We start from the raw sequence: 25,115 nt of genomic DNA, 5'->3' as shown, positions 1-25,115 counted from the left end.
CTTCGACACGCCGGTACGTCGCGCCACCTCCATCGGCTTGTGCCCCCGACTCAACAGGTCCAGCACCAGCCGCCGCCGATCCCCAGACACCCTCGATCTCGCCACAACACCCTCCAACAGTCAGGCGTTGCGACAATCACCTGAATCCAGCGCCGCTCTGTGGCACCTTTCTTCCGGAAAGCGAAGGTGGATCGATTCGGAGGGCGGTCGGGCGGGCCTGGCGCCGGAGGGATGTGAGGGGTGCACATACGCCAGGCCCGCCGGTCTGGTGAGTCACTCCGCGACCACGACCTGCACTGTCTCGGCGGTTCTCCAGTCACGATCCCCTAGCAGGACCTCCAGGTCTTCACCACCAGCGCCCAACTCCCGTTCCTGCTAGCTGGAATCCCGCCCGGCGAACGGGCACCCAAGAGAGGTTCCCGTCCAGACCGCTCACTCGAGCAATCAGCGGGCTTCGAGGAAGGTGACCACCGCGAGCACCCGGCGATGATCATCGCCGGTCTCGGGGAGGCTCAGCTTGGCGAGGATGTGCCGGACGTGTTTCTCCACCGTGCCCTCAGTCACCCAGAGCCGCCGGGCGATGCCGGCGTTCGACCGTCCCTCGGCCATCAGCGCGAGTACGTCGCGCTCCCGTTGGCTGAGCGCGGCGAGCGGATCGTTGCGCCGCCGGGCGCTCACCAGTTCCTGAACCAGCGCGGGATCCATCACCGAACCACCCCTGACGATCCGCTCCAGCGTCTCGATGAACTCGCCCACATCCGTCACGCGGCTCTTCAGCAGGTAACCGATCCGCTGACCGGTGGCCAGCAGTTCCATCGCGTGCTCGACCTCGGCGTGCGCCGACAGCACCAGAATGCCGATCTCCGGGAACTCCGTGCGGATCTCCAGGGCCGCGTCCAGTCCTTCGGTGGTGTTCGTCGGCGGCATCCGGATGTCCAGCACCACCAGGTCGGGCGCCAACTCGCGCACCAGCGGAAGAATCCACACGCTGTCGCCGGTCTGCCCGACGACCTCGAACCCCGACCGCTCCAGAAGACTGGCCAGGCCCGCGCGGAGGAGTACGTCGTCCTCGGCCAGCAGGACACGAGTGATCGCCGTACCGTCGTTGCCTCGGTGCTGGCCGGACGGCTCCGTCGTCATGCCCCAGAGTAGCCCTGCGCCCGCGCCGGTTGACCCGGCCAGCCGACCCGGATCCGACCTGGAGGTCCGGTACGCCGTACCGGCCGACGTCGGCGCATTGTTGCTCACCGCAATCTTTGCGGTACTCGCCGTTCGAGTGGGCGGCGATCTGGTCCGCAAGCGCACAATCGGGACACGGGGAGGGTCGCGCAGGTGCGTGGAGGTCGTCAGCGACAGTCCCATCCGTTAGCGTTCGGCTGAGGGGATGCGACGAGATGGCATGGACCCGGTTGAATCTGCCCATCGGGCGCTGGTGGCGCGGGCTGCTGACCAGCGTGGCGCTGGTGGCTGTGGTCTCCGGGATCGTCGCACTGCTCGAGCCACACATTCCGGCGCTGAGCCTGTTGGTGCTGTATCTGTTCGCGGTGCTCCCGGTCGCGATCGCGTGGGGAGCGCGACTGGCCGCGCTGACCTCACTCCTCAGTGTCGGTGTCTTCGCCTTCCTGTTCCTGCGACCGGTGGGCTCCTTCTGGGTCGAAGAGGCGCGGAACGCGGTGGCGCTCGCCGTGTTCCTGGTGACGTCCGCCGTGGTGGCCGAGTTGGCGGCGCGGTCGCGACGAGCTGCCGTCGAGGCGGAGCGGCTGACGAAGGAGCAGTCGGCGTTGCGGCGGGTCGCGACGCTGGTGGCGGAGTCGGCCGACCCAGTGGCGGTGTTCGAGGCCGTCACCCGCGAGGTCGGGCTGCTGTGCGGGGCCGATCTCGCCCGGATGGAGCGCTACGAGGCGGACGGGACCGTGTCCGCGCTCGCCGCCTGGAGCCGGGTGCCGGTTCAGCTGGCCGTCGACACGCGGTTCGACCTCGAAGGGCTGAGCGTGGCCCGGGACGTACGGCGGACCGGCGGTCCGGTCCGGCTCGACAGCTTCGCCGGCGCGACCGGACAGATCGCCGACGAGGCGCGTGCGCTGGGGATCCGCTCGTCGATCGGCTGCCCGATCATGGTGGCCGGGCAGGTCTGGGGAGTGATCGCCGCCTCGACGAAGCGCGACGAACCGTTCGGGGCGAATACAGAGTCACAGATCGCCGGCTTCACCGAACTCGTCGCCACCGCCATCGAGAACGCCGAGGCGCGCACCGAGCTGCGCCGGATGGCCGACGAGCAGGCCGCCCTGCGGCGAGTGGCGACCATGGTCGCCCAGGGGACAGGGCCGGATCTCGTGTTCGCCGCGGTGGCCGAGGAGGTCGGTGCCCTCTTCGACGCCGACGGGACCGCGCTTGTCAGGTTCGAGCCGGATGGGCAGGCCACACTCGTGGGAGGCCACGGGTGGTTGGCAGGACATCAGCCGGGATCACGGTTCACGCCGCCTCCGGGTCTCGCCCTGGCGTCGGTCCGGGAGACCGAACGCGCCGCTCGCACCGAACTCGACGGCTCGGCATCGGCACGCCTGACCGAAGACGCATGGCAGCAGGGCATCCGCTCGGCGGTCGACATTCCGATCGTGGTCGAAGGCCGCCTGTGGGGCGCGATCAACGTCGCATCGCGGCGCGAACGCCTTCCGCAGGACACCGAGCAGCGGATGACCGAATTCACCGAGCTCGTCGCCACGACCATCGCGAACGCCGAGGCGCACACCAAGCTGACCGAGTCCCGCGCGCGTCTCGTCACCACTGCCGACGAGACGCGCCGCCGGATCGAGCGGGATCTGCATGACGGGGCCCAGCAGCGACTCGTCTCACTGGCGCTCGAACTGCGCCTCGCTCAGGACGGCGTACCCGCCTATCTGCCAGTGCTGCGGGGCAGCCTGGGCAAGATCTCCGAGGGACTCACCGAGGTGGTGGACGAACTTCGTGAGATGGCACGCGGTATCCACCCTTCGATCCTGTCCGAAGGCGGCCTCGGTGCGGCGCTCCGGATGCTTGCCCGGCGCTCGGCTGTCCCGGTCGAGCTGAGCATCGGCATCGCCTCCCGCTATCCGGCGCCGGTGGAAGTGGCGGCGTACTACGTCGTGTCCGAAGCACTCACCAACGCGACCAAACATGCCGACGCATCGGGGGCCGAGGTGACCGTCGCCGAACACGACGGCACCCTGCGCCTTCAGGTCCGTGACGACGGCCTCGGCGGGGCGGAGCCGGGACGTGGGTCGGGTCTGATCGGGTTGCGGGACAGGGTCGAGGCTCTCGGTGGATCGATCGATGTCATCAGCCGCACCGGCCACGGCACCGTGATCGAGGTATCACTGCCGCTCGATCAGACTGTCCACCCGACCGCGTCCTGACCTCGCGTTCACATCACTGGAGTTCTTCAACCACCGTGATCGCGGCGCGCTCGATTTCCGCCAGCTCGGCGTTCAGCTTGAGGACCTCGTGCTCGCCCCAGTTCGGCGAGTTGATCTGGTGATGCGTAATCGCCGTCACCATCAGAAATCGGGCCTCGGGCGACGTCAACGCACCGTCCAGCCAATCTGCACGTTCCATGTCGGCCTGCCTCCTGGCGACTCGCCCACATCCACGATGATGGGCTTCGGATCTCCTCAGAATGCCTGCGGACGGAGCCGCAAATCGCCCCCACCAGCGGCCTTCTCCCGGTCCGGCGAGCCGGAAACCGCCATACCTGCTGACCGGTATCGACACAGAGCCAGAGGCGGCGCGATCGGGAAGTCAGCCTGGTCGGTGAGCTCAGCCATGGCCCGCCCGGGCACAGACCTCAGCGGGCAAGGCGCGTGCCGACCGCCCTCATGGCCTCTGGGAGGCGTTGGGGCCCGTGTCGCCGACGATCTCGCGGATCTCGCGGACCGACAGGTGCGACTTCGACAGGAACGCCGCGACCGGGGCGGCGGTGACCATGTCCTCGAGATCCTCTTCCGCGTAGGTGGAGATCAGGATCACCTTCGATCGGTCCAGGGTCGTCTCGCTCTGGAACCGCCGGGCGAGTTCGAACCCGCTCTCCTGACCAAGTTCGATGTCGACCAGTACGACGTCCGGCTTGAGCTCCTCCACACGCCGCAGCGCCTCCTCGGTCGTCGAGGCGACGCCGATCACCCGCAACCCTCCACGTTCCAGCAGAGCCCGTGCGGCGTCGAGGAAGTGAGGGCTGTCGTCGACGATCAAGCAGCGCAGAGCCATGACACCAGGATCGGCGCGCTCGTCCCCCCGCGCATTCCGGCTAACGGGCACATTCCAGGAGAGCTCCCGGGTCACCACAGAGGGCCCCGGGAGCGTCCGAGCGTGTCGGTCTACTCCAGGTGGTAGTCGGCGAAGCGGGTGCGGAGGTCCTTCTTGGAGAACTTGCCGACTGAGGTCTTGGGGACCTCGTCGATGAATTCGACCGCGTCGGGGAGCCACCACTTCGCCACCAACGGCCGCAGGTAGTCCAGGATCTCTTCGCTTGTGGCGGTTGCGTCTTCCTCGAGTACGACGCAGGCCAGCGGCCGCTCGTCCCACTTCGGGTGCGGTACGCCGATCACCGCGGCCTCCTTGACCGCGGGGTGCGCCATCAGCAGGTTCTCCAACTCGACCGAGCTGATCCACTCGCCGCCGGACTTCACCAGGTCCTTCGTCCGGTCCACCAGCCGCACCGAGCCGAACTGGTCGATCGCCGCCACGTCACCCGTCTTCATCCAGCCGTCTTCCGTGCTCAGCTGAACACCTTCGTCGGGCCGGTAGTACTCCTGCGCGATCCACGGCCCACGAACCTGCAGCTCACCCGTCGCCTCGTCGTCCCAGGGCAACGGAGTGATCGACCCCGGCTCGACGATCCGCACCTCGACGCCGGGCAGCGGCTGTCCCTGCCGGGCCCGGAGCCGCGCCTTCTTGTCCTCCGGGAGATCCTCGTACCGCGCCGGCACGTGTGCCGCGGTCGCCACCGGGCTGGTCTCGGTCATCCCCCACGCCTGCAGGATCGGCCGGCCGAGCTTCTCCCGGAACGCCTCCGACAACGCCATCGGTACGGCGGACCCACCACACGGAACCCGTCGCAGCTTGGGCAACTCGACCCCGTCCAGCAAGGGCAACAAACCCTGCCAGATCGTCGGAACACCGGCGGCGAGCGTGACTTCCTGCTCCTGCAACAGCTTCAGGATCCCCTGTGGACTCATGTCCGGCCCAGGGAACACCAGCGACGCACCGGCCATCGGAGCCGCATGCGCGAGACCCCAGGCGTTCGCATGGAACATCGGCACGACCGGCATCACCGTGTCCGTCTCGGCCAGCCCGATCCCCGCGTTGGTCAGGACGCCGATCGAGTGCAGCCACGTGGAGCGGTGCGAATACACCACGCCCTTCGGATTGCCCGTCGTACCGCTCGTGTAGCACATCGCGGCCGCCTGGTTCTCGTCCGCGACGTGGAACTCGACCGGCTCCGCCGCGGCCAACAGCTCCTCGTAGTCGTGGAACCGTGGATCGTCGGGCGCCTCCACCCCGGGCGCGCCGGCCGGCAGATCGTCCATCACCACCACATGTCTGAGCAGCGGCAACCGATCGAGCAGCGGCAGGAAGAGCCCGAGCAACGACCGGTCGACGAAGGCGATCTCGTCCTCGGCGTGGTTCGCGATGTAGACGACCTGATCGGGGAAGAGCCTGATGTTGAGGGTATGCAAGACCCGGCCGGTACAGGGCACAGCGAAGTACAGCTCGAGGTGACGCCCCGAGTTCCACGCGAAGGTCGCCACCCGACCGTCCGCGCTGATCCCGAGCGTGTCCAGCACGCCGCCTAATCGTCTGGTCCGCGCGGCCCACTCGGAGTACGTCAGCTTCGTCGGCGCCGGACCGCCGGTGTAGACGGTCTTGTCCGGGTAGAACTGCTCAGCCCGGAGGAAGATGGTGTCCAGGGACAGCTGGTAGTTCTGCATCAGACCCTTCATGCACACACTCTGCCAGCCGCGATGTCACCTTGACCACGACCCGGCACGGCACTCTCACGGCACTTTCACAGCACTCCGGGGCTGCGGCTCCGTAATAGTTGACACGACATACATGTCGTGTAATGTATCTTCCATGAACCCCGTCGCCCGCGTCACCGCACTGAGCACCGGCTCGGTCCAGATCAGGCCGGAGCACGTCGGCCCCACCAAGAAGAACCTCTACGTCTGGCTCGCGACATCGCGCAGCTGGACCGCTCCGCGCCCGATCAACACCTACGTCATCGAGCATCGCGACGGTCTGGTGCTGTTCGACACCGGGCAGGACCGTGCGTCCGTCACCGACGCCGGCTACTTCCCAGGCGGTGTCAACGGAGTGATCTACGACCGGCTCGCGAAGTTCGAGATCGGGCCGGAGCAGACGCTGACCCGGCTTCTCGCGGCCAACGGCTATGACATCCGCGACGTCCATACCGCCGTCGTGTCCCATCTGCACCAGGACCACATCGGCGGACTCCCCGAGTTGGCCGGCGCTCGCATAGTGATCAGCGAAGCCGAGTGGCGGTCCATGAGCCGTCCGTTGGCCGCCGCCCGCGGTTACCTGCGCCGCCATATCGAACTGCCCGGCCTCCGCTGGGAGCTGATCCGGCCCGAGCCGCTGGGCGATCCCGGGTTGACGCCGTTCATCGCCGGACACGACCTGTTCGGCGACGGCAGTCTGATGCTGCTACCCACCCCCGGACACACCCCCGGTTCGCTGTCCATGCTCGTACGGCGCCCGGGCGAACCGCCGCTGTTGATGGTCGGCGACCTCACGTACGACGCCGACCTGCTGGCGGCCGGCCACATCCCGGGGATCGGGACCAGGCCGGACCTGCGCCGAGCCGTTGCCCAGGTCAACGAACTTCGAGCGCAGCAGCCGGATCTGGTCGTCCTGGCGGCCCATGACCCGGGGGCGGCCGGCCGGCTGGCCGAGGTCCAGGTGGGCGGGAAGTGAAGACCGCCGAGGAGTTGCGGTACCTGATCCTGGCGATTCAGCGAGAGGGCAACAGACTGCTGGCCGCCGAGCTACGGCCGCTCGGACTGACGCCGTCGCAGGCCGAGGTGCTGCGCGTCCTCCGGGACCACGGGCCGCTCACCCTCAGCGCGCTGGGAGGACTCCTGGTCTGCGAGACCGGGAACAGCCCGAGCCGCCTGGTGGATCGGCTGGTCGCACAGGGGCTGATCCAGCGCGACACCGATCCGAAGGACCGGCGCTACCTCACACTGAGCCTGTCGGCGGAGGGTCGTGAGCTCAGCCGCCGGGTCGTCACCGCCGAGAACGTGCTGCACAAGGCGATCGACGACCTCGTGGCGGGGCAGGCGGTCGACCAGACCATCGCCACGTTGCGGGTGCTCGCCGAGGCCTTTCCCGCAGGCGAAGCACTCGCCCGCCGTCGAGATGGAGAAGACTGATGGAACAAGCAACCCTGACCATCCCGGCGGCAGCTGACACCGTCCGGGCCGTGCTGCTGGACCCGCTGGCGCTCCCGCTGTGGAACGAAGCCTTCCTCGCGATCGACGGACCGCGCGTGCCCGCAGCCGGTCAGGCGTACGTCCTGCGGGCACGCCCAGGCATGAACGGCTCACTGGAATACACAGCCATCGAACCGGATCGCGTCGAGATGAGCTGGCGGGTCCCCGGATTCCACGAGGTCGGCAGCTGGACCATCGCTACCACCGGCGACGTCACCCACGCCTTCGAGCACACCGGTCCGCTGGCAGCAGTCCTCCGCCGCTCGTACCGCGGCATCGCAGCCGTCCGCCTCGACCGCCTCGCCAACCGCGTCCGACAACTGACCAATCCCTGACCTGCACGTCCGGCAGGCTGATCAGACGGCTTGGGGCACCGCGCGTTTGTGGGCGGTACGGCGGTGAGCGGCGATGATCGTGGCCGCGGCCTTGTCGTTCACCTCGAGGCCTTCGAGGAAGTCGTCGATCTCGTCGTACGTCACCCCGAGCACGATCTCGTCCGGCACGCCCGGGTTGTTGGTCTCCAGGTCGGCGGTCGGCACCTTGCCGGTGAGCTCGTCGGACGCACCGAGCTGCGCCGCGACCGCCCGGACTCGCCGCTTGGTCAGTCCCGACAGCGGCGTCAGGTCACACGCGCCGTCGCCGAACTTGGTGAAGAACCCCATCACGGCCTCTGCTGCATGGTCCGTCCCGACGACGAGACCACCGCGTGCCCCGGCGACGACGTACTGCGCGATCATCCGCTGCCGCGCCTTGATGTTGCCGACGTGGAAGTCCTCCCGGTCTGCGCCGAGCCCGGCGTGCCGGACCGACTCGACCATCGCGTCCGTGGCCGGCTTCACGTCGACCACGAGCGTCTCGTCCGGCCGGATGAACTCCAGCGACCGCTGCGCATCCGCTTCGTCCGCCTGGACGCCGTACGGGAGACGCATCGCGATGAACGTCGCCTGACCGCCCTCGCCCCGGACCCGCTCGACCGCGAGCTGGCAGAGGCGGCCCGCCGTACCCGAGTCGACGCCGCCACTGATGCCGAGCACGTACGACGACGCGCCGGTCCGCCGGAGCTGATCGGCCAGGAACTCGACCCGACGCTCGATCTCGGTGTCCGCGTCGAATGATGCGGAGACGCCGAGCTCGGCGATGATCAGTTCCTGCAGGTAGCGGCGTTCGTCGCTCATCGGGCTCCCTCACGGTGATGGGTTCAGCCCGTCCAGCCTAGACAGGCCCCAACCGGGCCCGGACATAAGGATTCCCCGCGCACCCGGAAGAGCTCACTTACCCTTGCTGCCTTCCGGCCCTGGGGGAGTTGGGCGAGATACCGCCACGCGGGGAACCAGCCAGAAGTGTACGTGATCTCATCCCCAGGCCCGAAATCCGGACCCACGATCCGGCGGCCATGCCTACTCTGGTTGGGTGACGAATCAACAATTCGGTCCGTTCGGTATCACCACGGGCCTTGACAGCACCCCTGAGTCCTTGGCCGCCGCGGTGGCGGCGGAGGAGCTCGGATATCCCGCGATCTGGTTGTCCGGCGGGCCGCTGCCCGGGCTCCAGACCATCGTCGACCTGATCGACGCGACCAGGTCGATCAAGTTCGTCAGCGGCATCCTGGCCGTCGACAAATACAGTGCATCGGACATCAGTACGACGTACGGCTCGCTGGAAGCGTCCGCGCCGGGCCGGTTCACCGTCGGCCTCGGCGGTGCGCGCGGGCCGAAGCCGATCGCCACGCTCAACGCCTTCCTCGACGAACTGGACGCCGTACCGACCGAGCGTCGTCTGCTCGCCGCGCTCGGCCCCCGGATGCTGGAGCTGGCGCGGGACCGGTCGGCCGGTGCGTACCCGTTCCTGATCACGGCGTCGTACTCCGCCGAGGCGCGGAAGGTGCTCGGGCCGGACAAGCTGCTCTCGGTGAGCCACCTGGTCGTGGTGGAGAGCGACGCGGACCGGGCGCGGGCGATCGCGCGCGACACGATCGGCTTCTTCCCGCGGATTCCGGCGTACGCCGCGTCGCTCAAGCGTCAGGGGTTCAGCGACGCGGATCTCGTGGAGCTTCCGGATCAGATGGTCGACGCCTTGGCCGCGTGGGGCACGCCGGCTGACATCAAGGCGAAGCTGAGTGAGCATCTCAAGGCCGGCGCCGACCACGTCGGGGTCAATGTGATCACCGGCGTCACCGGTCCGCAGCCGATCGAGCAGTGGCGGGCGCTAGCCGGCGTGCTGCTTGCGTAACAACACCGGGATCCAGTGGTCGCCGTACCTGGACTGGAGCTCCGGACGCTTCCAGTCCTCGCCGGTGACGACGCCGCGGCAGAGCGGTGAGCCGCAGGTGCAGCTCATCTCGAAGTCCACGCCGGTCGAGGTCCCGTAGTCGCTCGTCACCTCGTCGCCCGCCGCGATGTCCCGGCGGGCCTCGAATGTGACGGCGTCGATCCACCACATGTTCGGATCGCAGCTGTGGTTGCCGTACGCAACCACAGGACGGGGATCGTTGCTCAGCACAAGGTGTTCGTCGTCGTCGATCGTGATGGTGTCGACCGGTGGGTTCTTGAAGAGTTCTTGAAGCTCAGCCGTGGTGACCCGGCGTCCGGACAGCTGGCCCACAACCGTTCCCTGGGCAATGGGTTTGGTTGCGAACAGCCCCTGTCCGGCGACCGGCGACTCTTTCACGACCAGGTCCGGATGCGCCCAGGTCAGCTGCTTCTCGTACAGCCGTGCGGTCGACTCCAGCTTGTCGTACCGGTACGGCCGCTCCTCGCCCGTCGGCTCGAACCCCTGCCGCAGCCAGAACCCGGTCGCGATGTGCGCGTTCGTATCCACGACCGCCAGTCGCAGTATCCGCACCTCGGTCCACGTCGTCTCGACGTACCGCTGGACCTCGTCGTACGTCGCCTTGCCGAGCCCGAGTCCTTGGTGGTTCCAGTGGACCTCGAGGAGGCCGATGAAGGCGGTGTGCTCGTTCGGGTATCCCCGGAGGAGGTCGGCCACAGCGACCAGGCGGTCGTCCTGGAACGCGCCCAGCACGAGCTTCGCGTCCTCGGGTAGGTGCTCCGGTCGCATCATCAACAGGCTCTGCGCGTCCGACGATCCAGGCGGGTAGCCGGTGATCCGCTCGGTGTAGCCGGGGTCGGATTCGATCAGCTCCTGCAGCGCATCCACGTCGTCTGGTGCGATTGGCCGCAGTACCAAAGTCATCCTTCGAGCTCCTCGATGCGGCCGGCCATGATCGCGCGGACGTTCGCGGTGACCCGCTCGACCGGCCAGTCCCACCAGGCGATCTTCAACAGTCGCGCCACGTCCTCGGCCGGGAATCTGGTGCGGATCAGCTTCGCCGGGTTCCCACCGACGATCCCATACGGCGATACGTCGTCGACCACAACCGCACCGGACGCGATGATCGCGCCATCCCCGATCGTCACCCCGGGCATGATCAGGCTGCGGTACCCGAACCACACGTCGTTCCCGACCACGGTGTCGCCGCGGCCCGGCAGCCCGGTGATCAGGTCGAAGTGCTCCGCCCAGGCGCCGCCCATGATCGGGAACGGGAACGTCGACGGGCCGTCCATCCGGTGGTTGGCGCCGTTCATGATGAACGTGGTGCCCTCACCGAGAGCGCAGTACTTGCCGATGCGGAGCCGCTCGGGGCCGTAGTGGTACAGCACGTTCCTGGTCTCGAACGCGGTCGGGTCGTCCGGATCGTCGTAGTACGAGTAGTCCCCCACCTCGATCAGCGGCGACGACACCACCGCCTTCAACAACACCACCCGCTCAGCCGCAGGCATCGGATGCACAACGTTCGGATCCGGAGCTCCATCCACCCCACCGACCCTAAACGAGCACCCCACCCCCAGCAGCTCAATTGGCACCCTCCAGACTTCCAGGCCCAGCCCCGATTTCCGCTACCTCCGCCCCCTCGCGTATCCTCTCCGCTTGGAGGATTCGCCTAGAGGCCTAGGGCGCACGCTTGGAAAGCGTGTTGGGGGCAACCCCTCACGAGTTCGAATCTCGTATCCTCCGCCACTCCCCGGAGTCAAGAAACCGCAGGTCAGAGCGCGGTTTCGAGGTCCGGGAGGATGACACACAGCCGGGGCGGCTCCCTAGTCAGGGAGCCGCCCCGGAGTCGTTCCGTCCCCGGCCGCCGCCGGGGACATCGCATCTCGATCCGAAGAGCAGACACACGTCGGTCGTACGCCGAGATCGGCTTGTGCAGGTCGACCTTGCTGGCGTTGACGAGCAGCATCACCCCGGCCGCGACGAACCAGTGCCCGGGACGCCGCTGCCGGGTCACTTGAGCAAGGGCTCGAGGGCGATCGTCAGGTTGATCATGGCCTTGCCGATATCTCTGCCGCCATCGGCAAAGATCACCGCGGCCGCGAGCTTCTTCGCCGGGACCACGGCCAGCAGGCTGGTGTGGTCGGGATTGTCACCGAAATGACCGTACGCCGCACCGATCGCGAGCTCATCCGGGTACAACTCCGTGCCCAGCCCGTAGGGCGCGTCACCCTTGGTCGTCATCTCGCTGACCAGGTCAGGCGGTAGCACGCGGCCGCCGTACAGTTGGTACCCCCAGCGCGCGATCGTTGGCGCGTCGGCTGCGAGCCCACCCGCCGCCGCCCACGCGCTCGCGAACGCGCGGCACGGTAGGTAGCCGTCCGGCGCACCACAGGAGTCGTTGTCGTCCACAGCCACCGGGGGCTGCGGCTTCTCCCCGTCCTGGAACGCGGCGTGCTTCAGCCCAGCCGGTGTGGCCAGATCGCGACGGAGTACGCCGGCGAGCGGCTGACTGGTCACCTTCTCGATCAGCAGGCCCAGCAGCTCATAGCTGGCGTTGCTGTAACCGGAGTCTTTGCTCGGCGCTCCGATCTTCGCGGTGTGGTACGACAGCGCCTGTTCGCGCGTCCAATGCTTGCCCGGCGCCGCTGCGACCGCCTTTTCCAGCTCGCGGTAGTCGTCGTTCCCGAAGTCGGGAACACCGGACGTCATCGACAGATGCTGACGGACGGTCGCGTTGTTCGCGGTCAGCTTGTGCTGCACGTAGGTCGAGATCGGCTTGTCCAGGTCGACCTTGCCGGCCTTGACGAGCAGCATCACCTCGGCCGCGACGAACGTTTTCATGATGTTCGCGGCGGCCATACTCGTGTCCGGACGCAACGCCGTACCCTTGACGTCCGTTCCGGCCGCTCCTGACCACGTCCAGCGATCGGTGACCACCGCAGCGGTCGCACCCCGCGAACCTGTTGGGACGTCGGGGGACGCGGCCGCCAAGTCGACAACTGCCTGCAAAACCTTGGCCTTTTCCGGGTCGAGTGCCGCCGTCCCCGGCTCCGGGAATGCCTGCATCGTGGCAGGCGTGGTCGGCGCGGCTGCCGGTTTCTCTCCCCCGCCAGAACATCCCACCAGCGCAATCACCAGGAGGGCGGCTGCGCTCCACCTCATCCTTCGATGATGCCACCAAACCGCCCCAGGAGCGCAGCCACGACGGCACAGGTTCCGTCTCCTTCGCCATCGTTCGCGGCCGTTCAGGACCAGCGCAGTCGTCTGGCACGGTTTCAGGTTTCAGAGGGACGAACAGAACGAAGGATCGGTCGCTCGTGCGACCGGCCCTTCGTCTGTCAGGGTCTCGACAAGGGTTGACGTCGGAGAACCCCAGGTGTGCCGAAAACATGATTTACGCTCCGCGGAGGACGCGGTCGCCGAGGTCCGAGCGGCGGTAGAGGATTGAGCGGCCGTGCCGAGCCGAGATGAGCAGGCCGGCCGCGCGCAGTGCGCGCAGGTGCTGGTTGACCGCGGTCGGCGTGACGCCGAGGCGCACGGCGAGCTCGGTCGACGACGTCGGCGTCTCGAGCAGCCTCAGCAGCTGGGCACGGACACGGCCGATCAGGCCCACCAGGGCGGTCGGCGACGTAGTCGTCTCGGTCTCCCACAGCGTTCCGAGACCGCGTGCCGGGTACATGATGTGCGGCGGCTCCTCGGGAGAGATCGGCACCGATCCGCGCCGGCTGAAGAGCGAGGGAGTGAGCGTCAGGCCGCGACCGGCGGTCGAGGTGCGGTAGGAGTAGTCGCTGCGCAGACGTATCCGGAGGACGGTGTCGTCGAGGCGTACATGTGGGTCGATGCCTGCGAACATCGCCGCGAGACCGGCTTGCGCCATGACCCGGCCGCGGTAGACGACGTCGGCCTCGAGCACTGTCCGCATACGCGCCCAGTATGGCTCGAAACAGGCCTCCCAGTAGTCCCGCAGCGTTGCCAGCACGCGGTCGAGCACCTTGTCCGGCCGACCCAGAAGTACCGGCGGGAGCATGGCTGGATGGATCTCCGCCAGATCCGCGCGTACGACGCCGGCCGGTGTGCCCGTGAGCGCCGCCAACTCGTCGTCGATCCTGCCGAGTGGTGTGTAAGGCCGCGGAGTGAGGAAGTCCGGCGTCCACAGCGACTCGTTCGTCAACGCGCCGAGCAGTTCCAGGTCGAGCCCGGCACGCGCCGGCCCGGTGGCCCGCAGCCAGGGCAGTTGAAGCGGGAATCGGCCGGGATCGCGCAGGGTCCGCAGGGAGAGGACCAACTCGTTCAGCGGCGAGATCGCGAAACGCACTTCGCCGAGGTCGTTGCCGGCGAGCTCGTACTCGATCATGAAGCAATACCCTACATCTCTGGTACCGGAGGACCTCCGGATGTCACAACTGTCGGGTGCCTGAACTCATCCGCGATCCCCTCGAGCGCGCACTCGCCTCCGCCGTGGCCGCAATGTCGCTGTCCCGTGGAATGTTCTTCGCCGTCAGCGCCCTGTACTTCACCCGCGGAGTCGGCCTGTCTCCCGCCGCCGTTGGGATCGGTCTCACGCTCGCCGGAGGGGTCGGCGTCCTGGCGTCGTACGCCGGTGGGCGACTGAGCGACCGATGCGGTGCCGATCGGGTCCAGCAGTGGGCGCTGGCCGCGAACGGAGCCTCGCTGCTGGCGTACGCCTTCGCCGGCAACGTCGTCAGCTTCGTCCTGGTCGCGGCCTGCGTCTCCGCCACCCGCGGCCTGCTGAGCACCGCCCAGATGACGATGCTCGCCCGTTGGTACGTCGGCCCGGAGCGGGTCGCTGTCCGCGCCCGGCTGCGGGTGGTGATGAACGTCCTCATCGGCATCGGCACCCTGCTCGCGGGACTGGCTCTGGTGGCCGACACCACAACGGCATACCGCCTGACGGTGGTACTCGTCGGCGCGATCACGATCCTCGGCACGGTCCCACTGATTGGCCTGCGCCGCAGGGTCGCCGGGCTGGCTGCACGGATGGACGCCTCCGGTAGCGCCGAGGCGTCACGCGGACGCTCTCCCCTACGGGATCGCACGTACGTCGCCTCGACAGTCCTCAACGCCGTACTCGCGGTCCACTTCGCGCTGACAACGGTCGGGGTCCCGCTGTGGGTCGTCTACCACACCGACGCCCCGACGATCGTCGTATCCGTGCTCCTGCTCGTCAACACCGCCTACGTAGCGCTCTTCCAGGTCCGTGCCTCGCGCGGCACACAGAACCTGCGCACCGCTGGGCGGTCAGTACGCCGAGCGGGCCTGCTCCTACTCACCGCCTGCCTGCTCTTCGCCTTAGCAGGCCATCTCGGCGCCGCGGCCGCAACCGCCGTCCTGGTCCTCGCCGCCCTCGCCTCCTCCGCGGCCGAGACGCAGGGCGAAGCAGGAGGCTGGGGCATGGCCTTCGAACTCGCCGACCCCATTCGCGCCGGCGCCTACCAAGGCCTCAGCCAAACCGGAAACGCACTCGCCCTGATGCTCGGCCCCGCCGTCGTCACCACAACCGCGATCGACCACGGCACGCCAGGTTGGATCGCGCTCGGCACACTCTTCGCAGCCACCGGCACCGCAACCGCGGTCGTCGCGAACCACGCCGCCACACGCAGGGATCAGCACAACACACCCGTCGGCACCACTCCCGCCCGCATTTAATGCCAGTTGTTCCTAGGTTCTGTCTGACGGTCGAGCCCACAGCCGCGTCTCCGTCTACCGCTTGCCCTCCTGAGCGCGAGACTGTTCACCATGGCCACTGACCAACTGTTCACCCGCCTGGCACCTGTCCTGAACGTCTCCGATCTTTCCGCCGAGCGCGCCTTCTACGAGAAGCTCGGTTTGCCGGTGATCTACGAGGGTGAGGAGTATCCCGACTTCATAGCCTTCGGGACGGACACCATCCACTTCGGCATCCAGCAGGCGACCGCCGAGAACGACCCACCGAGCGTCCTCACCTGGCAAATCGCCGTCTCCGACGTCGACGCGGCGGCTGAAAGGTGCCAGGCGGTAGGCCTGGAGTTCGAACTCGAACACAACAACCCGGCCCCCGGCTGGACCTACCGCCGTCTCCTCCTCCGTACCCCCAGCGGCTACCGCCTGGCCCTGGAAGGCGAATCCGAGTAGGTGTGCGGGACCAGAGCGCCTGCCACACCGTCGTCTGGTGACCCATCACCCGGTGCCCAGAGCAGCCATCGCCGTGGGCGAGCAGCCCATCTGAGCCCGCGCCGCCGATGCTAGGTTCGCCGGCATGACCGAGCAGATCACGGCCGGGCAGTTCCACGCGGCCGACGATGTCGAGGACTGGCGCTCCCTCTACCACCTGGTCTCGGCCCACTTCCGGACCAGTTCGCTGGCCGAGGGCATCGCGTTCGTCGATGAGATCGGTCGGCTCACCGGCGCAGCCGAGCAGCAGTACCTCAACGTCGATCTGCGGTCTGCCGGCGTCACGGTGTCCCTGGGACTGCGCGACATCGCGCTGGCCCGGCGGATCTCGGCCGCCGCCAAGGAACTGGAGATCCCCGCCGACCCGACCGCCGTGCAGGTCGTCAACGTCACCCTCGACGCACTCGTCGGCGCGGACGTGCTGCCGTTCTGGCGGGCGCTGCTTGGTTACCGCCAGATCGGCGACGACTACCTGTTCGACCCGGTGCGCCGCGGCCCGGGCTTCGGGTTGCAGCAAATGGATGCGGCGCGCCCACAGCGCAACCGCATGCACCTCGATGTCGCCGTACCCCATGATCAGGCCGAGGCCCGCATCTCCGCCGCTCTGGCCGCAGGTGGTCACCTGGTCTCCGACGCGCACGCGCCGATGTGGTGGGTGCTGGCCGATGCCGAAGGCAACGAAGCATGCGTCGCCACCTGGGTCGGCCGCGAATAGGGTTCTTCCGGATGCTTCGCGCGGAGCTCGCGTTCTCCGTGGGATGCCTGAACCTGCACGACCGGGAGGGCTCGCGGCTCGCCCGGGACATCCTGCGCGCCCTGGTCGAGCACGGTGTCCGGATCGTCTTCGTGACGCACCTGTTCGACCTGGCCCACAGCCTGTACGACGAGGCCGCCGAAAGCACCCTCTTCCTGCGCGCCGAACGGCTCGCCGACGGGAGTCGCACGTTCCGACTCACCACCGGCGAGCCCCAACTGTCCAGCCACGGCGAGGACATCTACCACCGAGTCTTCGGCGGTGTCAGGAGCTTGTGAGGATGACCAACTGCTGGGTCGCCCTCGTCATGGCGACGTAGCGGTCGACAGCTCCTTCGATGTCCTTGCCGAACGACTCCGGGTCGATCAGGACGACCAGGTCGAACTCGAGGCCCTTCGACAACTCCGGCGTGATCGAGCGGACGCGGGACGTCCCCTGATACGCCGGATCGCCGATCACGCAAGCGATTCCGTCGGAGTGCTCCGCGAGCCAGCTGTCGACGATCGAGTCCAGCTCGGCGACCGATCCGTGCACGACCGGGATGCCGCTGCTGCGGATGGACGTCGGCACGTTCGCGTCCGGGAGCGCGGCGCGGATGACCGGCTCGGCTTCCGTCATGACCTCTTCCGGCGTCCGGTAGTTGATGCTCAGCGAGGTCAGGTTGATCCGGTCGAGGCCGACCCGCTCGAGCCGTTCCTGCCACGACTCCGTGAACCCGTGCCTCGCCTGGGCGCGGTCGCCGACGATCGTGAAGCTGCGGGACGGGCAGCGGAGCAGCAGCATCTGCCACTCTGCGTCGGTCAGCTCCTGCGCCTCGTCGACGACGATGTGCGCGAACGGGCCGGAGAGCTGGTCCGGATCGGCGGTGGGCACCGCGGTCTCGTCGACCAGGCTGTGCTCGAAGTCCTCGCCGCGCAGCATCGTCACCAGCCCATCGCCGTACTCGTCGCCGCCGGCCTGGATCAGGTTGTCGACGACCTGGTCCATCTGCTCGCGTTCGGCAGCGAGCGCGAGCTTGCGCCGGCGCTCACGCCGGGACGCCTCCGGGTCGCCGAGCCGCTGCCGGGCCGCGTCCAGGAGCGGCAGGTCGGACACCGTCCAGTCATAGCCGTCCGCGCGCTGCAGCAGCCGAACCTCGTCAGGGGTGAGCCAGGGAGCGCATCGGCGCAGGTAGGCGGGGACCGACCACAGATCCGCGACGAGGTCGGTCGGCTCGATCAGCGGCCACGCTCTGTTGAAGGTGTCGAGCAGCTGCTCGTTCTGCAGCAGTGACCTGCGCAACTGGTCGACCGAGACCTCCTCGTCGTCCTCGTCGAACTTGTCGATCAGGATCGTGAGCAGCTCCTCCCAGACCAGGTCGCGCCTCTCGTTGTGCGGCGTACCGGAGTCTGGTGTTTCGAACGCCTCGGCCCAATCGGCCACGCTGAGGTAGAGGTCGGTCCAGTCGGTCTCGACGATCATCGCCTTGGTGGGCGGTTCCTCGTAGAGCGCGACGGCAGGCTCGATCGCCTTCACCATGTCCGCGGTCGACTTCAGCCGGGCCACGTCCGGGTCTTTCTCGATCCCGGCCGTGGTTCCCTCGGGGAGGAGGTCGCGCAGGGTGCAGGTCTGCACGCCTTCCTCGCCGAGGCTGGGCAGGACGTCGGAGACGTAGGCCAGATACGGCTGGTGCGGACCGATGAACAGCACGCCACCCCGGCGGTGACCGAGCCGAGGGTCGGAGTAGAGGAGGTACGCCGACCGGTGCAGAGCGACAACGGTCTTCCCAGTACCCGGACCGCCGTCGACGACGAGCGCGCCGCGAGAACCCGCGCGGATGATGGCGTCCTGGTCGGCTTGGATGGTGCCGAGTACGTCGCGCATCCGGCTCGACCGGTTACTGCCCAGGCTGGCGATGAAGGCGGACTGGTCGTCGAGCGCGGCTGCGTGCCCCTCGAATCCGTCCGAGGTGAACACCTCGTCCCAGTAGTCGCTGATCCGACCGCGGGTCCAGCGGTACCTGCGGCGGCTTGCCAGCCCCATCGGGTTGGCGTGGGTCGCACCGAAGAACGGCTCGGCCGCGGGTGAGCGCCAGTCGATGAGCAGCCGGCGCCCGTCGCTGTCGGTGAGACCGAGGCGTCCGACGTACACGGGCTCGGAGTCGTCCGCGCCGACCATGTGCCCGAGGCACAGGTCCAGCCCGAAGCGCCGCAGGGTGCGCAGGCGGGCGGTCAGCCGGTGGACCTCCAGGTCCCGCTCCAGCGCCTCCTGGCCGATGCCGCCCGGCGCCTTGCGGGCGGCGTCGAGGCGGTCGGACAGGTCGGCGATCGACTGCTCGAGGCTCTGCGCGATGGCCGCGAAGTGCTCCTCGTCGGCAGTGATCAGCCTCGGGTCGGCCTTGGGCGCGAGGTGCTCGGGAAGCGCGAATGCGCTGGTAGTCCGGAGATTCATGTTCAGCGGCTCCGATCTGAGGCGGTCTCGAGAAGGAGTTTCGCGGCCACTTCCGCCCCGTCGGTTCGGATCGTGCCGGCTACGGCAGTCGCTCGTACGGCGACCTCGGGGGCCAGGACCGTCTTGAGCGCGACTGACAGCGACTCGGTCGTCGGAATCGCGCCGTCGTGTGCCACGCCGATGCCCAGGTCGGCCACGCGACCGGCCCAATACGGCTGGTCCGCCAACTGAGGCACCACCACCTGAGGCGCACCGGCCCGCGCTGCGGTGGTCGTCGTACCCGCGCCGCCGTGGTGTACGACAGCGGCCACCTTGCGGAACAGCGCCTGCTGGTTCACCTCATCGACGACGAAGTAGTCCGCCCCGTCGTCGATCAAGGACAGGTCGGCCCAGCCCCGCTTCACGATTGCGCGACGGCCCTGAGCGCGGACGGCCTCGATGGCCACCTGGGCGACGTCCTTCGCCGCATGCATGGGCATGCTGCCGAAGCCGACGTACACCGGTGGTTCGCCCGCGTCCAGGAACTCCACCAGCTCGGCCGCGAGCGGGCGAGTATCGGGCGAGATCCACGCGCCGGTCTGTACGACGTCAAGGTCCGAAGCGCCAAGCCACGGATCCAGGATCGGGTCCGTCGCCAGCCACGGCCGGTCGCTGAGGTAGTAGCGGCGTACGTCGTCCACCGGGGGCAGACCGATCGACGCTCGATTGATGTTGAGCGCCTGACCGAACAGCGCCTCGATGTTCTCGGCGTCAAGTTCCCACAGCACCTTGTTGTCGGTGACATCCGGTGGGAACGCCCGGCCCGCGTACGCCAGCGGCCGGCGGTCCGGCGACGGCAGGACGATCTGCTGGAACGTCACGTGCACGTAGCGGATACCCAGTTTCTCGGCCACCGACCGCGCGCCGACCACGGCCGGCAGCATGCCGGTCCCCACCACGACGTCACGTCCCTCGGCCGCCGCGGTGACCGCGTCGACCTGACTGGCCATCAACTCGGCCGCCCGCTGCGGCAGACCCGACGGCGGAGGCGCCGACTGCGTCAGCGCCCGCGCGGACGGTCCGACCGGCACCATCGGTACGCCGACACTCTCGACCAACTCCGCGAAGTCCGGCGGCGCGCAGACCACCACGTCCGCCCCGAGCCCCCGCAACTGCGCCGCCAATCCGATCAGCGGTTCGACGTCTCCGCGCGATCCATATGTCGACAACAACACACGCACTACACGACTCCCATTCCCCGAAAATCTGGCCACGGCCGATGATTCTCCGCTCGAACAGGGGCCTTGCGGCAAGTCCCCCCATGCGCTATACCTTGGGTATGGCAAGGAGTTACCACTCTCCTTGCTCTTTTTGTTGCCCGGGCAACACCTCGAGCGCAGGTACGGCGGCGTCGAGCAGTACCTGCGTCAAGGCGGCCTGGCTGACGATCAGATCACCAGGCTGAGGACGCGGCTGGTGGGTGTCAGCGGGTGAGGTCCTCCATGATGACGAAGGCGTCGGTGTCGCCGAAGGTGCAGGGGTGTTGCTGGGAGAGCGGGATGAGGCCGCCGCCGGCTGACAGGTCCGCGCCTTCGCGGGCGACCACGGCGCCGTTGGGTGCGAGGACCTCGATCGTCTTGTCGTTGGCGTAGCGAGCGGTGTAGCCCGCGGGCCAGACGAGGGGTGTTCGGGAGCCGGCCGACCTCGGGTCTCGTTGGCCGAGGTACGGGCAACCCTCTGGGGTGGCTCGGAGTACGCCCGAGGTCAGGGCCGTCAGGGACATGCCGCCTGGCTTCCAGCCTGAGGTCGGGATATCGATCGTCCGGGCGGCCGGCGGGGTCGCTGCCACGCCGTCACCGCGTCCGTCAGGCGCCGCGACCGTTCGGTCGGGCTTGGCTACGACGGCGATGACGACGACGATCATCGCAACGGCCAGCGCGGCCAGGCCCCGGATGCCAGCCAGGTACGCCGGTGACGAACCGTCAGGTCGAACTTCATCACGGCCTCCCGGGTAGTCACAGCGTCACCCCTAAGACGCCGCGGGCACCCCAGGTTGTTGCAGGGTCAGCGGGCCGCGCGGTTCCAGGCGGTGGTCACGCGGGTGATCAGCGCGGGGTCGATCCTGGGTGGCATCGGGTTCCTGGCGACGTACTTGCGGTTGGCCACGCGGCCGATGGAGGTGATGCCGACCTCGTCCGGTCCGTCGCTCACCGACAGGTTGAGCGTGTTCGCCGCCGGGCGCTCGGCCATCGCGGTCAAGGCCGTCGCGAGTTCGGGGTCGGTGATGTCCTCGGCGATGGTCAGGTTGGCGGCGTACGGCCCGATATCGACCTCGGTCACACCGGTCAGATCGGCGACGGCGGCGTGGATCCGGTACTCGCTCCCACGGTGGAACGACGAGGTACGGAAGACCGTCCGCCCCTCCTGCCCGACGAACTTGGAACGCCTCCTGATCAGCTGGATCCGCAGGTAGGAAGGCCAGACCTTGCGTAGCGTGCTGACGGTGGCGAGGAAGCCGGCGCGGTCCTTGACCGTGACCGCGTCGACCTCGGGTGTCCCGTAGTCGTCGCGGATCTCGATCCCGGTGACGCCGGGGATCTTCATCAGGTGTCCGACCAGCATCCGGACCGTTGGAGTGAACGCCGTGGCGAAGAGCTCGGACGGCGCCCGGACCGGCCCCCAGCCGAGCTGCAGTTTGCTGAACCGGCTCGCGTCCACCACCGTGGGCAGCGCGGCGAGGAGGGCATCGAGCTCGATGTCCGTGGCGGCGAAGTAGACGCCGGCCCGGCGCTCCGGTCCCTCGATCCATCCGGTCAGGTTGGGGTACTTCGACTGCAGGTCCACGAACTGCCGGGTCGCGGCGCGATCGAGTTGGAAGCCCGCGCTTGGGCTGTCGGTCCATTCGACAACCACTGCTCGGTCGGCGGACTCGACGCGGTGGGTACGCCGGCCGTCGTCGCTCTCCACGGCCTGATCGAAGCCGAGCGCCACCACGGCCACCGCCGCCGGCGGAGCGCTGACGATCATGCCGGACGTGCCGTACGTCGACGACGTCGCCCGACCGTCCCGGCGCAGCCACAGCGCGCGCTCCAGGTCGGGGTCGCTCCGCGTGGAGACCGCCGGATAGAACCGGCCGTGGAAGCCGTCGACGGCGACTTCGATACTCCGGTGGTAATCGTCGCTGTACGGCCGGAACTCCTTCTTGATCTTGCCGACCAGCGCGTTGACGTCGTGGTCGGACAGCTGCTTGACCAACGTGAGCCGGATCAGCTGGTCATCGGGGTCGTCGCCGTCCGCCACCAACTCCGCCTTCTCGACGCCGTCGAGACCGCGCAACCACTCGAGCCGATTCGCGGACGCCCGCGCGGGAGACCTCTTGTTGGAGGTGCACCCCGTGACCAGTCCTAGTACGGCGCCACCGGCGAGAGTCCCGAGCGCACGCCGACTGATGAGCATGCGGTGATTGTCTCCGCAGGCAGGGGTCACTTCCGAGAAGCCGCGATGACTCTCATCGAGCCGCTGGTCACCCGGATGCGCCGCTCGCGCAGGAGCTTCAGCCGTTCGAACGGGGGGATCAGGCGGGAGGCGGGGTGGAGGAGTTCGCGGACGCGGGAGGTGACGAACGGGAGGGTGTAGTACTGGTAGGCGGAGTCGACGGCTTCGACCGTGAAGTCGGCGCGGCTCAGCAACGTGGTGATGGTGGTGGGGTCGTAGTAGCTCACGTGCTCGGGGATCTTGAACGAGACCCAGCGGGAGCCGGAGACGCGGGACAGCAGGCTCTTGATGTTGGGCGTGACGAGGACGATGAGCCCGCCCGGACGGAGCAGGCGCGAAGCCGTCTCCAGGAAGGCGCCCGGCTCGGTGAGGTGTTCGATCAGGTGCGAGCCGAAGATGACGTCGTACTGCTGCTCCTGGATCTCCGGGACCTCTTCGAGCAGACCGCAGAACACGCGCCCGGGATGACGCTCGGCAGCCCACTTGACCGCGGCGGGCGAGAGGTCGATGCCGTAGGCGTCGTACCCGGCGTCGAGCGCGCACTGCAGGAAGTAGCCGTATCCACAGCCCACCTCGAGCACCCGTCCCGAGGGGATGAACTCGCCGATCCGTCGGACGTCCTCGCGGAACGTCGCCAGGTACTCGAGCTCCTGACTCTCGTACTGCGAATATCCCGTGTCACCGTCCCCGCCGAAGTACGACTCGCCCTCATACAAAGCGTGCAAGGTCTCGGGAGTCGGCGTGGGCACGAGCTGCACGAGCCCGCACGCCGGGCATTCCTCGATGCCGTACCCGTCCTTCGCGCCGCGCGGGCGGAACGGTCCGCTCTGCGCGCACAGGATGCACGATCCAGTCGCCATGACCACAAGTCCCCCTCCGGGCGAGTCTGGGGGACTGTAGCTTTCCATCGTTGTCAATGGCAATGGCACATTCACGCACCGGGCGTTCGGTCACCCGGTGACACCAGGCCGGTTTCATACGCGAGGACGACGGCCTGGGCGCGGTCGCGGAGCGACAGCTTGGCGAAGATCCGGGCAACGTGGGTCTTCACGGTCGCCTCGCTGAGCGTCAGCTCAGTCGCGAGCTCCGCGTTGGACAAACCGTGCCCCATCAGGGTCAGCACCTCGAGCTCCCGCGGCGTCAGCACCGCGAGATCCCGATGTACGGCGGGTTGGACCGGACCGTGATCGCCGAGCGCGAACCGTTCGACCAGCCGCCGCGTGATCGACGGAGCCAGTAGCGCATCACCGGTGTTGACCAAGCGGACGGCTGCCGCGAGGTGCTCCGGCGTGACATCCTTCAGCAGGAACCCGCTCGCACCGGCGGCCAAAGCGGCGTACACATAGCGATCCAGGTCGAACGTCGTCAGCATCAGCACGCGGCAGTCCGGAGACTCGGCCAGGATGCGGCGGGTGGCTTCCAGGCCGTCCATGGTCGGCATCCGGATGTCCATGAGTACGACGTCCGGCCGCAACCGCCGCACCGCCTCGATCGCCTCACCACCGTCGCCGGCCTCACCGACAACCTCGATACCGCGCGCGGTCAGGATCATCCGGAACCCGATCCGCACCAGCGCCTGGTCGTCCGCGATCACCACCCGGGGCTCGCTCACGGCCGCTCCAACGGGATCTTCGCCCGCACCCGGAACCCGCCGCCGAGTCTCCGGCGCGCGTCGAGGTCACCGCCGTACACGGCAACCCGCTGGCGCAGCCCGAGCAACCCTCGGCCCTCCCCATCCGGCCCCGGTGACCGTCCACCGGCCAGCACGCTCGGCCCGCTGTTCAGGACCTCGACCCGCAACGCGTTGTCGGCGTACCGGACCGTCACCTCGGCCTTCACCCCGTCGCCGTGCTTGAGCGCGTTGGTCAGTGCCTCCTGGATGATGCGGTACGCCGTGACGTCCACACCGGCCGGCAACGGCCGGGGCTCGCCTGAGATGCGTACGTCGACTGGCAGGCCGGCGAACGCGATCCGGTCGATCAGCGGGCTCAACCGGCTCAGACTGGGCTGCGGCGCCAACTCCTCGGCCGAGCCGTCGGACGAAGGCGCGAGCAGGCCGAGCAGGTGCCGGAGTTCGGCCATCGTGTCTCGACCGGCCGCCTCGACCGCGAGCAGGGCCGCCTCCGCGTCCGCCGGTTCCGTCGCGAGGACGTGCCGGGCGGCACCGGCCTGAATCACCATCACGCTCACGTTGTGACTGACAATGTCGTGCAGATCGTGGGCGATCCTGGCTCGCTCGGCGTCGACCGCGTTCTGCGCGGCGCTCTCCCGCTCGCGTTCCAGCAACCAGCCGCGCTCCTCGAGCGCCCGGGCGTGCGCGCGCCGGGCCCGGACGAGCGCGGCCGCCAGTGTCACGGCCGCCAGGCAGGCCAGGACGAGCAGCCAGATCGTAATCACAAGGACCACTGTCCCAAGGGGCCGCGGATTCTGCATCATCCGCAGGTGGCACGCCGTACATCTGCAGGATGACAGGGCGCGAACGTTACGTCCGCAGGCTGACGTTCGGCGAGCGCCGCCGGCCCTAGCGT

The 25,115-nt window shown here is 68.3% G+C and carries 26 protein-coding genes, 1 tRNA gene and 1 other RNA gene; 10 read left to right on the top strand and 18 right to left on the bottom strand.

All coding sequences use genetic code 11. The features are described from left to right. Positions 1-444 precede the first annotated feature (444 nt). Complete coding sequence (locus EV652_RS34690; RefSeq protein ID WP_242002174.1) at positions 445-1,248, bottom strand: response regulator; 804 nt, start codon at positions 1,246-1,248, stop codon at positions 445-447. A 146-nt stretch (positions 1,249-1,394) separates the two neighbouring features. Here EV652_RS34690 and EV652_RS34685 point away from each other — a divergent pair, with 146 nt between their 5' ends. Beyond that, complete coding sequence (locus EV652_RS34685; protein ID WP_132213517.1) at positions 1,395-3,392, top strand: GAF domain-containing protein; 1,998 nt, start codon at positions 1,395-1,397, stop codon at positions 3,390-3,392. 13 nt (positions 3,393-3,405) lie between these two features. Here EV652_RS34685 and EV652_RS34680 read toward each other — a convergent pair whose 3' ends face one another. The 3 genes from EV652_RS34680 to EV652_RS34670 form a co-directional block, all read right to left on the bottom strand. Then, positions 3,406-3,591, bottom strand: a complete 186-nt coding sequence (locus EV652_RS34680) for a hypothetical protein (protein ID WP_132213516.1) — start codon at positions 3,589-3,591, stop codon at positions 3,406-3,408. A 258-nt stretch (positions 3,592-3,849) separates the two neighbouring features. Continuing rightward, complete coding sequence (locus EV652_RS34675) at positions 3,850-4,239, bottom strand: response regulator (protein ID WP_132213515.1); 390 nt, start codon at positions 4,237-4,239, stop codon at positions 3,850-3,852. 110 nt (positions 4,240-4,349) lie between these two features. Continuing rightward, the gene (locus EV652_RS34670; protein ID WP_242002173.1) at positions 4,350-5,975 is read right to left on the bottom strand and encodes a long-chain fatty acid--CoA ligase; all 1,626 of its coding nucleotides are present in this window, start codon (positions 5,973-5,975) and stop codon (positions 4,350-4,352) included. Between the two features lie 133 nt (positions 5,976-6,108). On the opposite strand from EV652_RS34670, the gene EV652_RS34665 reads away from it, so the two are divergent. Genes EV652_RS34665 through EV652_RS34655 form a run of 3 tightly spaced genes read left to right on the top strand, consistent with a single transcriptional unit; the run spans position 6,109 to position 7,822 of the window. After that, on the top strand, positions 6,109-6,969 hold the full coding sequence (locus EV652_RS34665) for an N-acyl homoserine lactonase family protein (protein ID WP_132213514.1): 861 nt from the start codon (positions 6,109-6,111) through the stop codon (positions 6,967-6,969). Next, entirely contained in the window at positions 6,966-7,427 is a 462-nt protein-coding gene (locus EV652_RS34660) for a MarR family winged helix-turn-helix transcriptional regulator (RefSeq protein WP_132213513.1), read from the top strand. The genes EV652_RS34665 and EV652_RS34660 overlap by 4 nt, the downstream gene beginning before the upstream one ends. After that, the gene (locus EV652_RS34655) at positions 7,427-7,822 is read left to right on the top strand and encodes an SRPBCC family protein (protein ID WP_132213512.1); all 396 of its coding nucleotides are present in this window, start codon (positions 7,427-7,429) and stop codon (positions 7,820-7,822) included. Before EV652_RS34660 ends, EV652_RS34655 begins: the two co-directional genes overlap by 1 nt. A 21-nt stretch (positions 7,823-7,843) precedes the next feature. On the opposite strand, the gene nadE is transcribed toward EV652_RS34655, so the two are convergent. Together nadE and ffs are read right to left on the bottom strand one after the other, a co-directional pair. Beyond that, on the bottom strand, positions 7,844-8,662 hold the full coding sequence (gene nadE, locus EV652_RS34650) for an NAD(+) synthase (protein WP_132213511.1): 819 nt from the start codon (positions 8,660-8,662) through the stop codon (positions 7,844-7,846). Positions 8,663-8,725: 63 nt separating this feature from the next. After that, positions 8,726-8,822: signal recognition particle sRNA small type (gene ffs / locus EV652_RS34645), an RNA gene on the bottom strand. A gap of 75 nt (positions 8,823-8,897) precedes the next feature. Here ffs and EV652_RS34640 point away from each other — a divergent pair. Beyond that, the gene (locus EV652_RS34640; protein WP_132213510.1) at positions 8,898-9,716 is read left to right on the top strand and encodes a TIGR03620 family F420-dependent LLM class oxidoreductase; all 819 of its coding nucleotides are present in this window, start codon (positions 8,898-8,900) and stop codon (positions 9,714-9,716) included. Here EV652_RS34640 and EV652_RS34635 read toward each other — a convergent pair. Both EV652_RS34635 and EV652_RS34630 read right to left on the bottom strand, forming a co-directional pair. After that, positions 9,693-10,679 (bottom strand): GNAT family N-acetyltransferase, encoded by a 987-nt coding sequence (locus EV652_RS34635; RefSeq protein ID WP_132213509.1) that lies wholly within the window; start codon positions 10,677-10,679, stop codon positions 9,693-9,695. The two genes, EV652_RS34640 and EV652_RS34635, sit on opposite strands and share 24 nt — an antisense overlap. After that, the gene (locus EV652_RS34630; protein WP_199238575.1) at positions 10,676-11,266 is read right to left on the bottom strand and encodes a CatB-related O-acetyltransferase; all 591 of its coding nucleotides are present in this window, start codon (positions 11,264-11,266) and stop codon (positions 10,676-10,678) included. Before EV652_RS34630 ends, EV652_RS34635 begins: the two co-directional genes overlap by 4 nt. A gap of 150 nt (positions 11,267-11,416) precedes the next feature. Here EV652_RS34630 and EV652_RS34625 point away from each other — a divergent pair. Further along, positions 11,417-11,504 (top strand) — tRNA-Ser (locus EV652_RS34625). Positions 11,505-11,529: 25 nt separating this feature from the next. On the opposite strand, the gene EV652_RS34620 is transcribed toward EV652_RS34625, so the two are convergent. The 3 genes from EV652_RS34620 to EV652_RS34610 form a co-directional block, all read right to left on the bottom strand. Continuing rightward, the gene (locus EV652_RS34620) at positions 11,530-11,772 is read right to left on the bottom strand and encodes a hypothetical protein (protein ID WP_132213507.1); all 243 of its coding nucleotides are present in this window, start codon (positions 11,770-11,772) and stop codon (positions 11,530-11,532) included. Continuing rightward, positions 11,769-12,920 carry a serine hydrolase domain-containing protein gene (locus EV652_RS34615; protein WP_132213506.1) on the bottom strand — a complete coding sequence of 384 codons (1,152 nt, stop codon included), beginning with the start codon at positions 12,918-12,920 and terminating at the stop codon, positions 11,769-11,771. Before EV652_RS34615 ends, EV652_RS34620 begins: the two co-directional genes overlap by 4 nt. Before the next feature lie 232 nt (positions 12,921-13,152). Further along, positions 13,153-14,112 carry an ArsR/SmtB family transcription factor gene (locus EV652_RS34610; protein ID WP_132213505.1) on the bottom strand — a complete coding sequence of 320 codons (960 nt, stop codon included), beginning with the start codon at positions 14,110-14,112 and terminating at the stop codon, positions 13,153-13,155. A gap of 56 nt (positions 14,113-14,168) precedes the next feature. On the opposite strand from EV652_RS34610, the gene EV652_RS34605 reads away from it, so the two are divergent. From EV652_RS34605 to EV652_RS34590, 4 genes are all read left to right on the top strand, one after another. Continuing rightward, positions 14,169-15,425, top strand: coding sequence for an MFS transporter (locus tag EV652_RS34605; protein WP_132213504.1), 1,257 nt, complete (start codon positions 14,169-14,171; stop codon positions 15,423-15,425). A gap of 90 nt (positions 15,426-15,515) precedes the next feature. Next, complete coding sequence (locus tag EV652_RS34600) at positions 15,516-15,890, top strand: VOC family protein (RefSeq protein WP_132213503.1); 375 nt, start codon at positions 15,516-15,518, stop codon at positions 15,888-15,890. A gap of 124 nt (positions 15,891-16,014) precedes the next feature. Then, positions 16,015-16,644: a 4a-hydroxytetrahydrobiopterin dehydratase family protein gene (locus tag EV652_RS34595; protein WP_132213502.1), complete on the top strand. Its 630-nt coding sequence runs from the start codon at positions 16,015-16,017 to the stop codon at positions 16,642-16,644. A gap of 11 nt (positions 16,645-16,655) precedes the next feature. Further along, the gene (locus tag EV652_RS34590; protein ID WP_132213501.1) at positions 16,656-16,961 is read left to right on the top strand and encodes a hypothetical protein; all 306 of its coding nucleotides are present in this window, start codon (positions 16,656-16,658) and stop codon (positions 16,959-16,961) included. Here the strand turns inward: EV652_RS34590 and helR are convergent. The 7 genes from helR to EV652_RS34555 all read right to left on the bottom strand — a co-directional run bounded on the left by helR (position 16,948) and on the right by EV652_RS34555 (position 24,984). After that, a complete protein-coding gene (gene helR, locus EV652_RS34585; RefSeq protein WP_132213500.1) occupies positions 16,948-19,113 on the bottom strand; it encodes an RNA polymerase recycling motor ATPase HelR in 2,166 nt (721 codons plus the stop codon). The two genes, EV652_RS34590 and helR, sit on opposite strands and share 14 nt — an antisense overlap. Positions 19,114-19,115: 2 nt before the next feature. Next, positions 19,116-20,333 carry a glycosyltransferase gene (locus EV652_RS34580; protein WP_132213499.1) on the bottom strand — a complete coding sequence of 406 codons (1,218 nt, stop codon included), beginning with the start codon at positions 20,331-20,333 and terminating at the stop codon, positions 19,116-19,118. Positions 20,334-20,575: 242 nt separating this feature from the next. Beyond that, positions 20,576-21,016 (bottom strand): hypothetical protein, encoded by a 441-nt coding sequence (locus EV652_RS34575; RefSeq protein ID WP_132213498.1) that lies wholly within the window; start codon positions 21,014-21,016, stop codon positions 20,576-20,578. 140 nt (positions 21,017-21,156) lie between these two features. After that, positions 21,157-22,548, bottom strand: coding sequence for a hypothetical protein (locus EV652_RS34570; protein ID WP_132213497.1), 1,392 nt, complete (start codon positions 22,546-22,548; stop codon positions 21,157-21,159). A gap of 26 nt (positions 22,549-22,574) precedes the next feature. Next, positions 22,575-23,447, bottom strand: a complete 873-nt coding sequence (locus EV652_RS34565; protein ID WP_158441392.1) for a class I SAM-dependent methyltransferase — start codon at positions 23,445-23,447, stop codon at positions 22,575-22,577. Between the two features lie 71 nt (positions 23,448-23,518). After that, positions 23,519-24,199 carry a response regulator gene (locus EV652_RS34560; protein ID WP_132213495.1) on the bottom strand — a complete coding sequence of 227 codons (681 nt, stop codon included), beginning with the start codon at positions 24,197-24,199 and terminating at the stop codon, positions 23,519-23,521. After that, positions 24,196-24,984, bottom strand: a complete 789-nt coding sequence (locus tag EV652_RS34555) for a sensor histidine kinase (RefSeq protein ID WP_242002172.1) — start codon at positions 24,982-24,984, stop codon at positions 24,196-24,198. Before EV652_RS34555 ends, EV652_RS34560 begins: the two co-directional genes overlap by 4 nt. Positions 24,985-25,115: the final 131 nt, after the last annotated feature.

Origin of the sequence: Kribbella steppae, from assembly GCF_004342025.1 — a bacterium.
In the GTDB taxonomy this organism is placed as follows: domain Bacteria; phylum Actinomycetota; class Actinomycetes; order Propionibacteriales; family Kribbellaceae; genus Kribbella; species Kribbella steppae.
Note: the sequence above shows the minus strand (reverse complement) of the source record. Positions and strands in the feature narration are given on the sequence as shown.

Excerpts from the sequence above, each read along its gene's own strand:
- EV652_RS34685 (WP_132213517.1), top strand. The coding sequence starts at position 1,395 with ATGGCATGGACCCGGTTGAATCTGCCCATCGGGCGCTGGTGGCGCGGG.
- EV652_RS34635 (WP_132213509.1), bottom strand. The coding sequence starts at position 10,679 with ATGACTTTGGTACTGCGGCCAATCGCACCAGACGACGTGGATGCGCTG.
- EV652_RS34665 (WP_132213514.1), top strand. The coding sequence starts at position 6,109 with ATGAACCCCGTCGCCCGCGTCACCGCACTGAGCACCGGCTCGGTCCAG.
- EV652_RS34595 (WP_132213502.1), top strand. The coding sequence starts at position 16,015 with ATGACCGAGCAGATCACGGCCGGGCAGTTCCACGCGGCCGACGATGTC.
- EV652_RS34655 (WP_132213512.1), top strand. The coding sequence starts at position 7,427 with ATGGAACAAGCAACCCTGACCATCCCGGCGGCAGCTGACACCGTCCGG.
- EV652_RS34590 (WP_132213501.1), top strand. The coding sequence starts at position 16,656 with ATGCTTCGCGCGGAGCTCGCGTTCTCCGTGGGATGCCTGAACCTGCAC.
- EV652_RS34675 (WP_132213515.1), bottom strand. The coding sequence starts at position 4,239 with ATGGCTCTGCGCTGCTTGATCGTCGACGACAGCCCTCACTTCCTCGAC.
- helR (WP_132213500.1), bottom strand. The coding sequence starts at position 19,113 with ATGAATCTCCGGACTACCAGCGCATTCGCGCTTCCCGAGCACCTCGCG.
- EV652_RS34615 (WP_132213506.1), bottom strand. The coding sequence starts at position 12,920 with ATGAGGTGGAGCGCAGCCGCCCTCCTGGTGATTGCGCTGGTGGGATGT.
- EV652_RS34670 (WP_242002173.1), bottom strand. The coding sequence starts at position 5,975 with ATGAAGGGTCTGATGCAGAACTACCAGCTGTCCCTGGACACCATCTTC.
- EV652_RS34565 (WP_158441392.1), bottom strand. The coding sequence starts at position 23,447 with ATGGCGACTGGATCGTGCATCCTGTGCGCGCAGAGCGGACCGTTCCGC.
- EV652_RS34610 (WP_132213505.1), bottom strand. The coding sequence starts at position 14,112 with ATGATCGAGTACGAGCTCGCCGGCAACGACCTCGGCGAAGTGCGTTTC.
- EV652_RS34570 (WP_132213497.1), bottom strand. The coding sequence starts at position 22,548 with ATGCTCATCAGTCGGCGTGCGCTCGGGACTCTCGCCGGTGGCGCCGTA.
- EV652_RS34680 (WP_132213516.1), bottom strand. The coding sequence starts at position 3,591 with ATGGAACGTGCAGATTGGCTGGACGGTGCGTTGACGTCGCCCGAGGCC.
- EV652_RS34630 (WP_199238575.1), bottom strand. The coding sequence starts at position 11,266 with ATGCCTGCGGCTGAGCGGGTGGTGTTGTTGAAGGCGGTGGTGTCGTCG.
- EV652_RS34575 (WP_132213498.1), bottom strand. The coding sequence starts at position 21,016 with ATGATCGTCGTCGTCATCGCCGTCGTAGCCAAGCCCGACCGAACGGTC.
- nadE (WP_132213511.1), bottom strand. The coding sequence starts at position 8,662 with ATGAGCGACGAACGCCGCTACCTGCAGGAACTGATCATCGCCGAGCTC.
- EV652_RS34600 (WP_132213503.1), top strand. The coding sequence starts at position 15,516 with ATGGCCACTGACCAACTGTTCACCCGCCTGGCACCTGTCCTGAACGTC.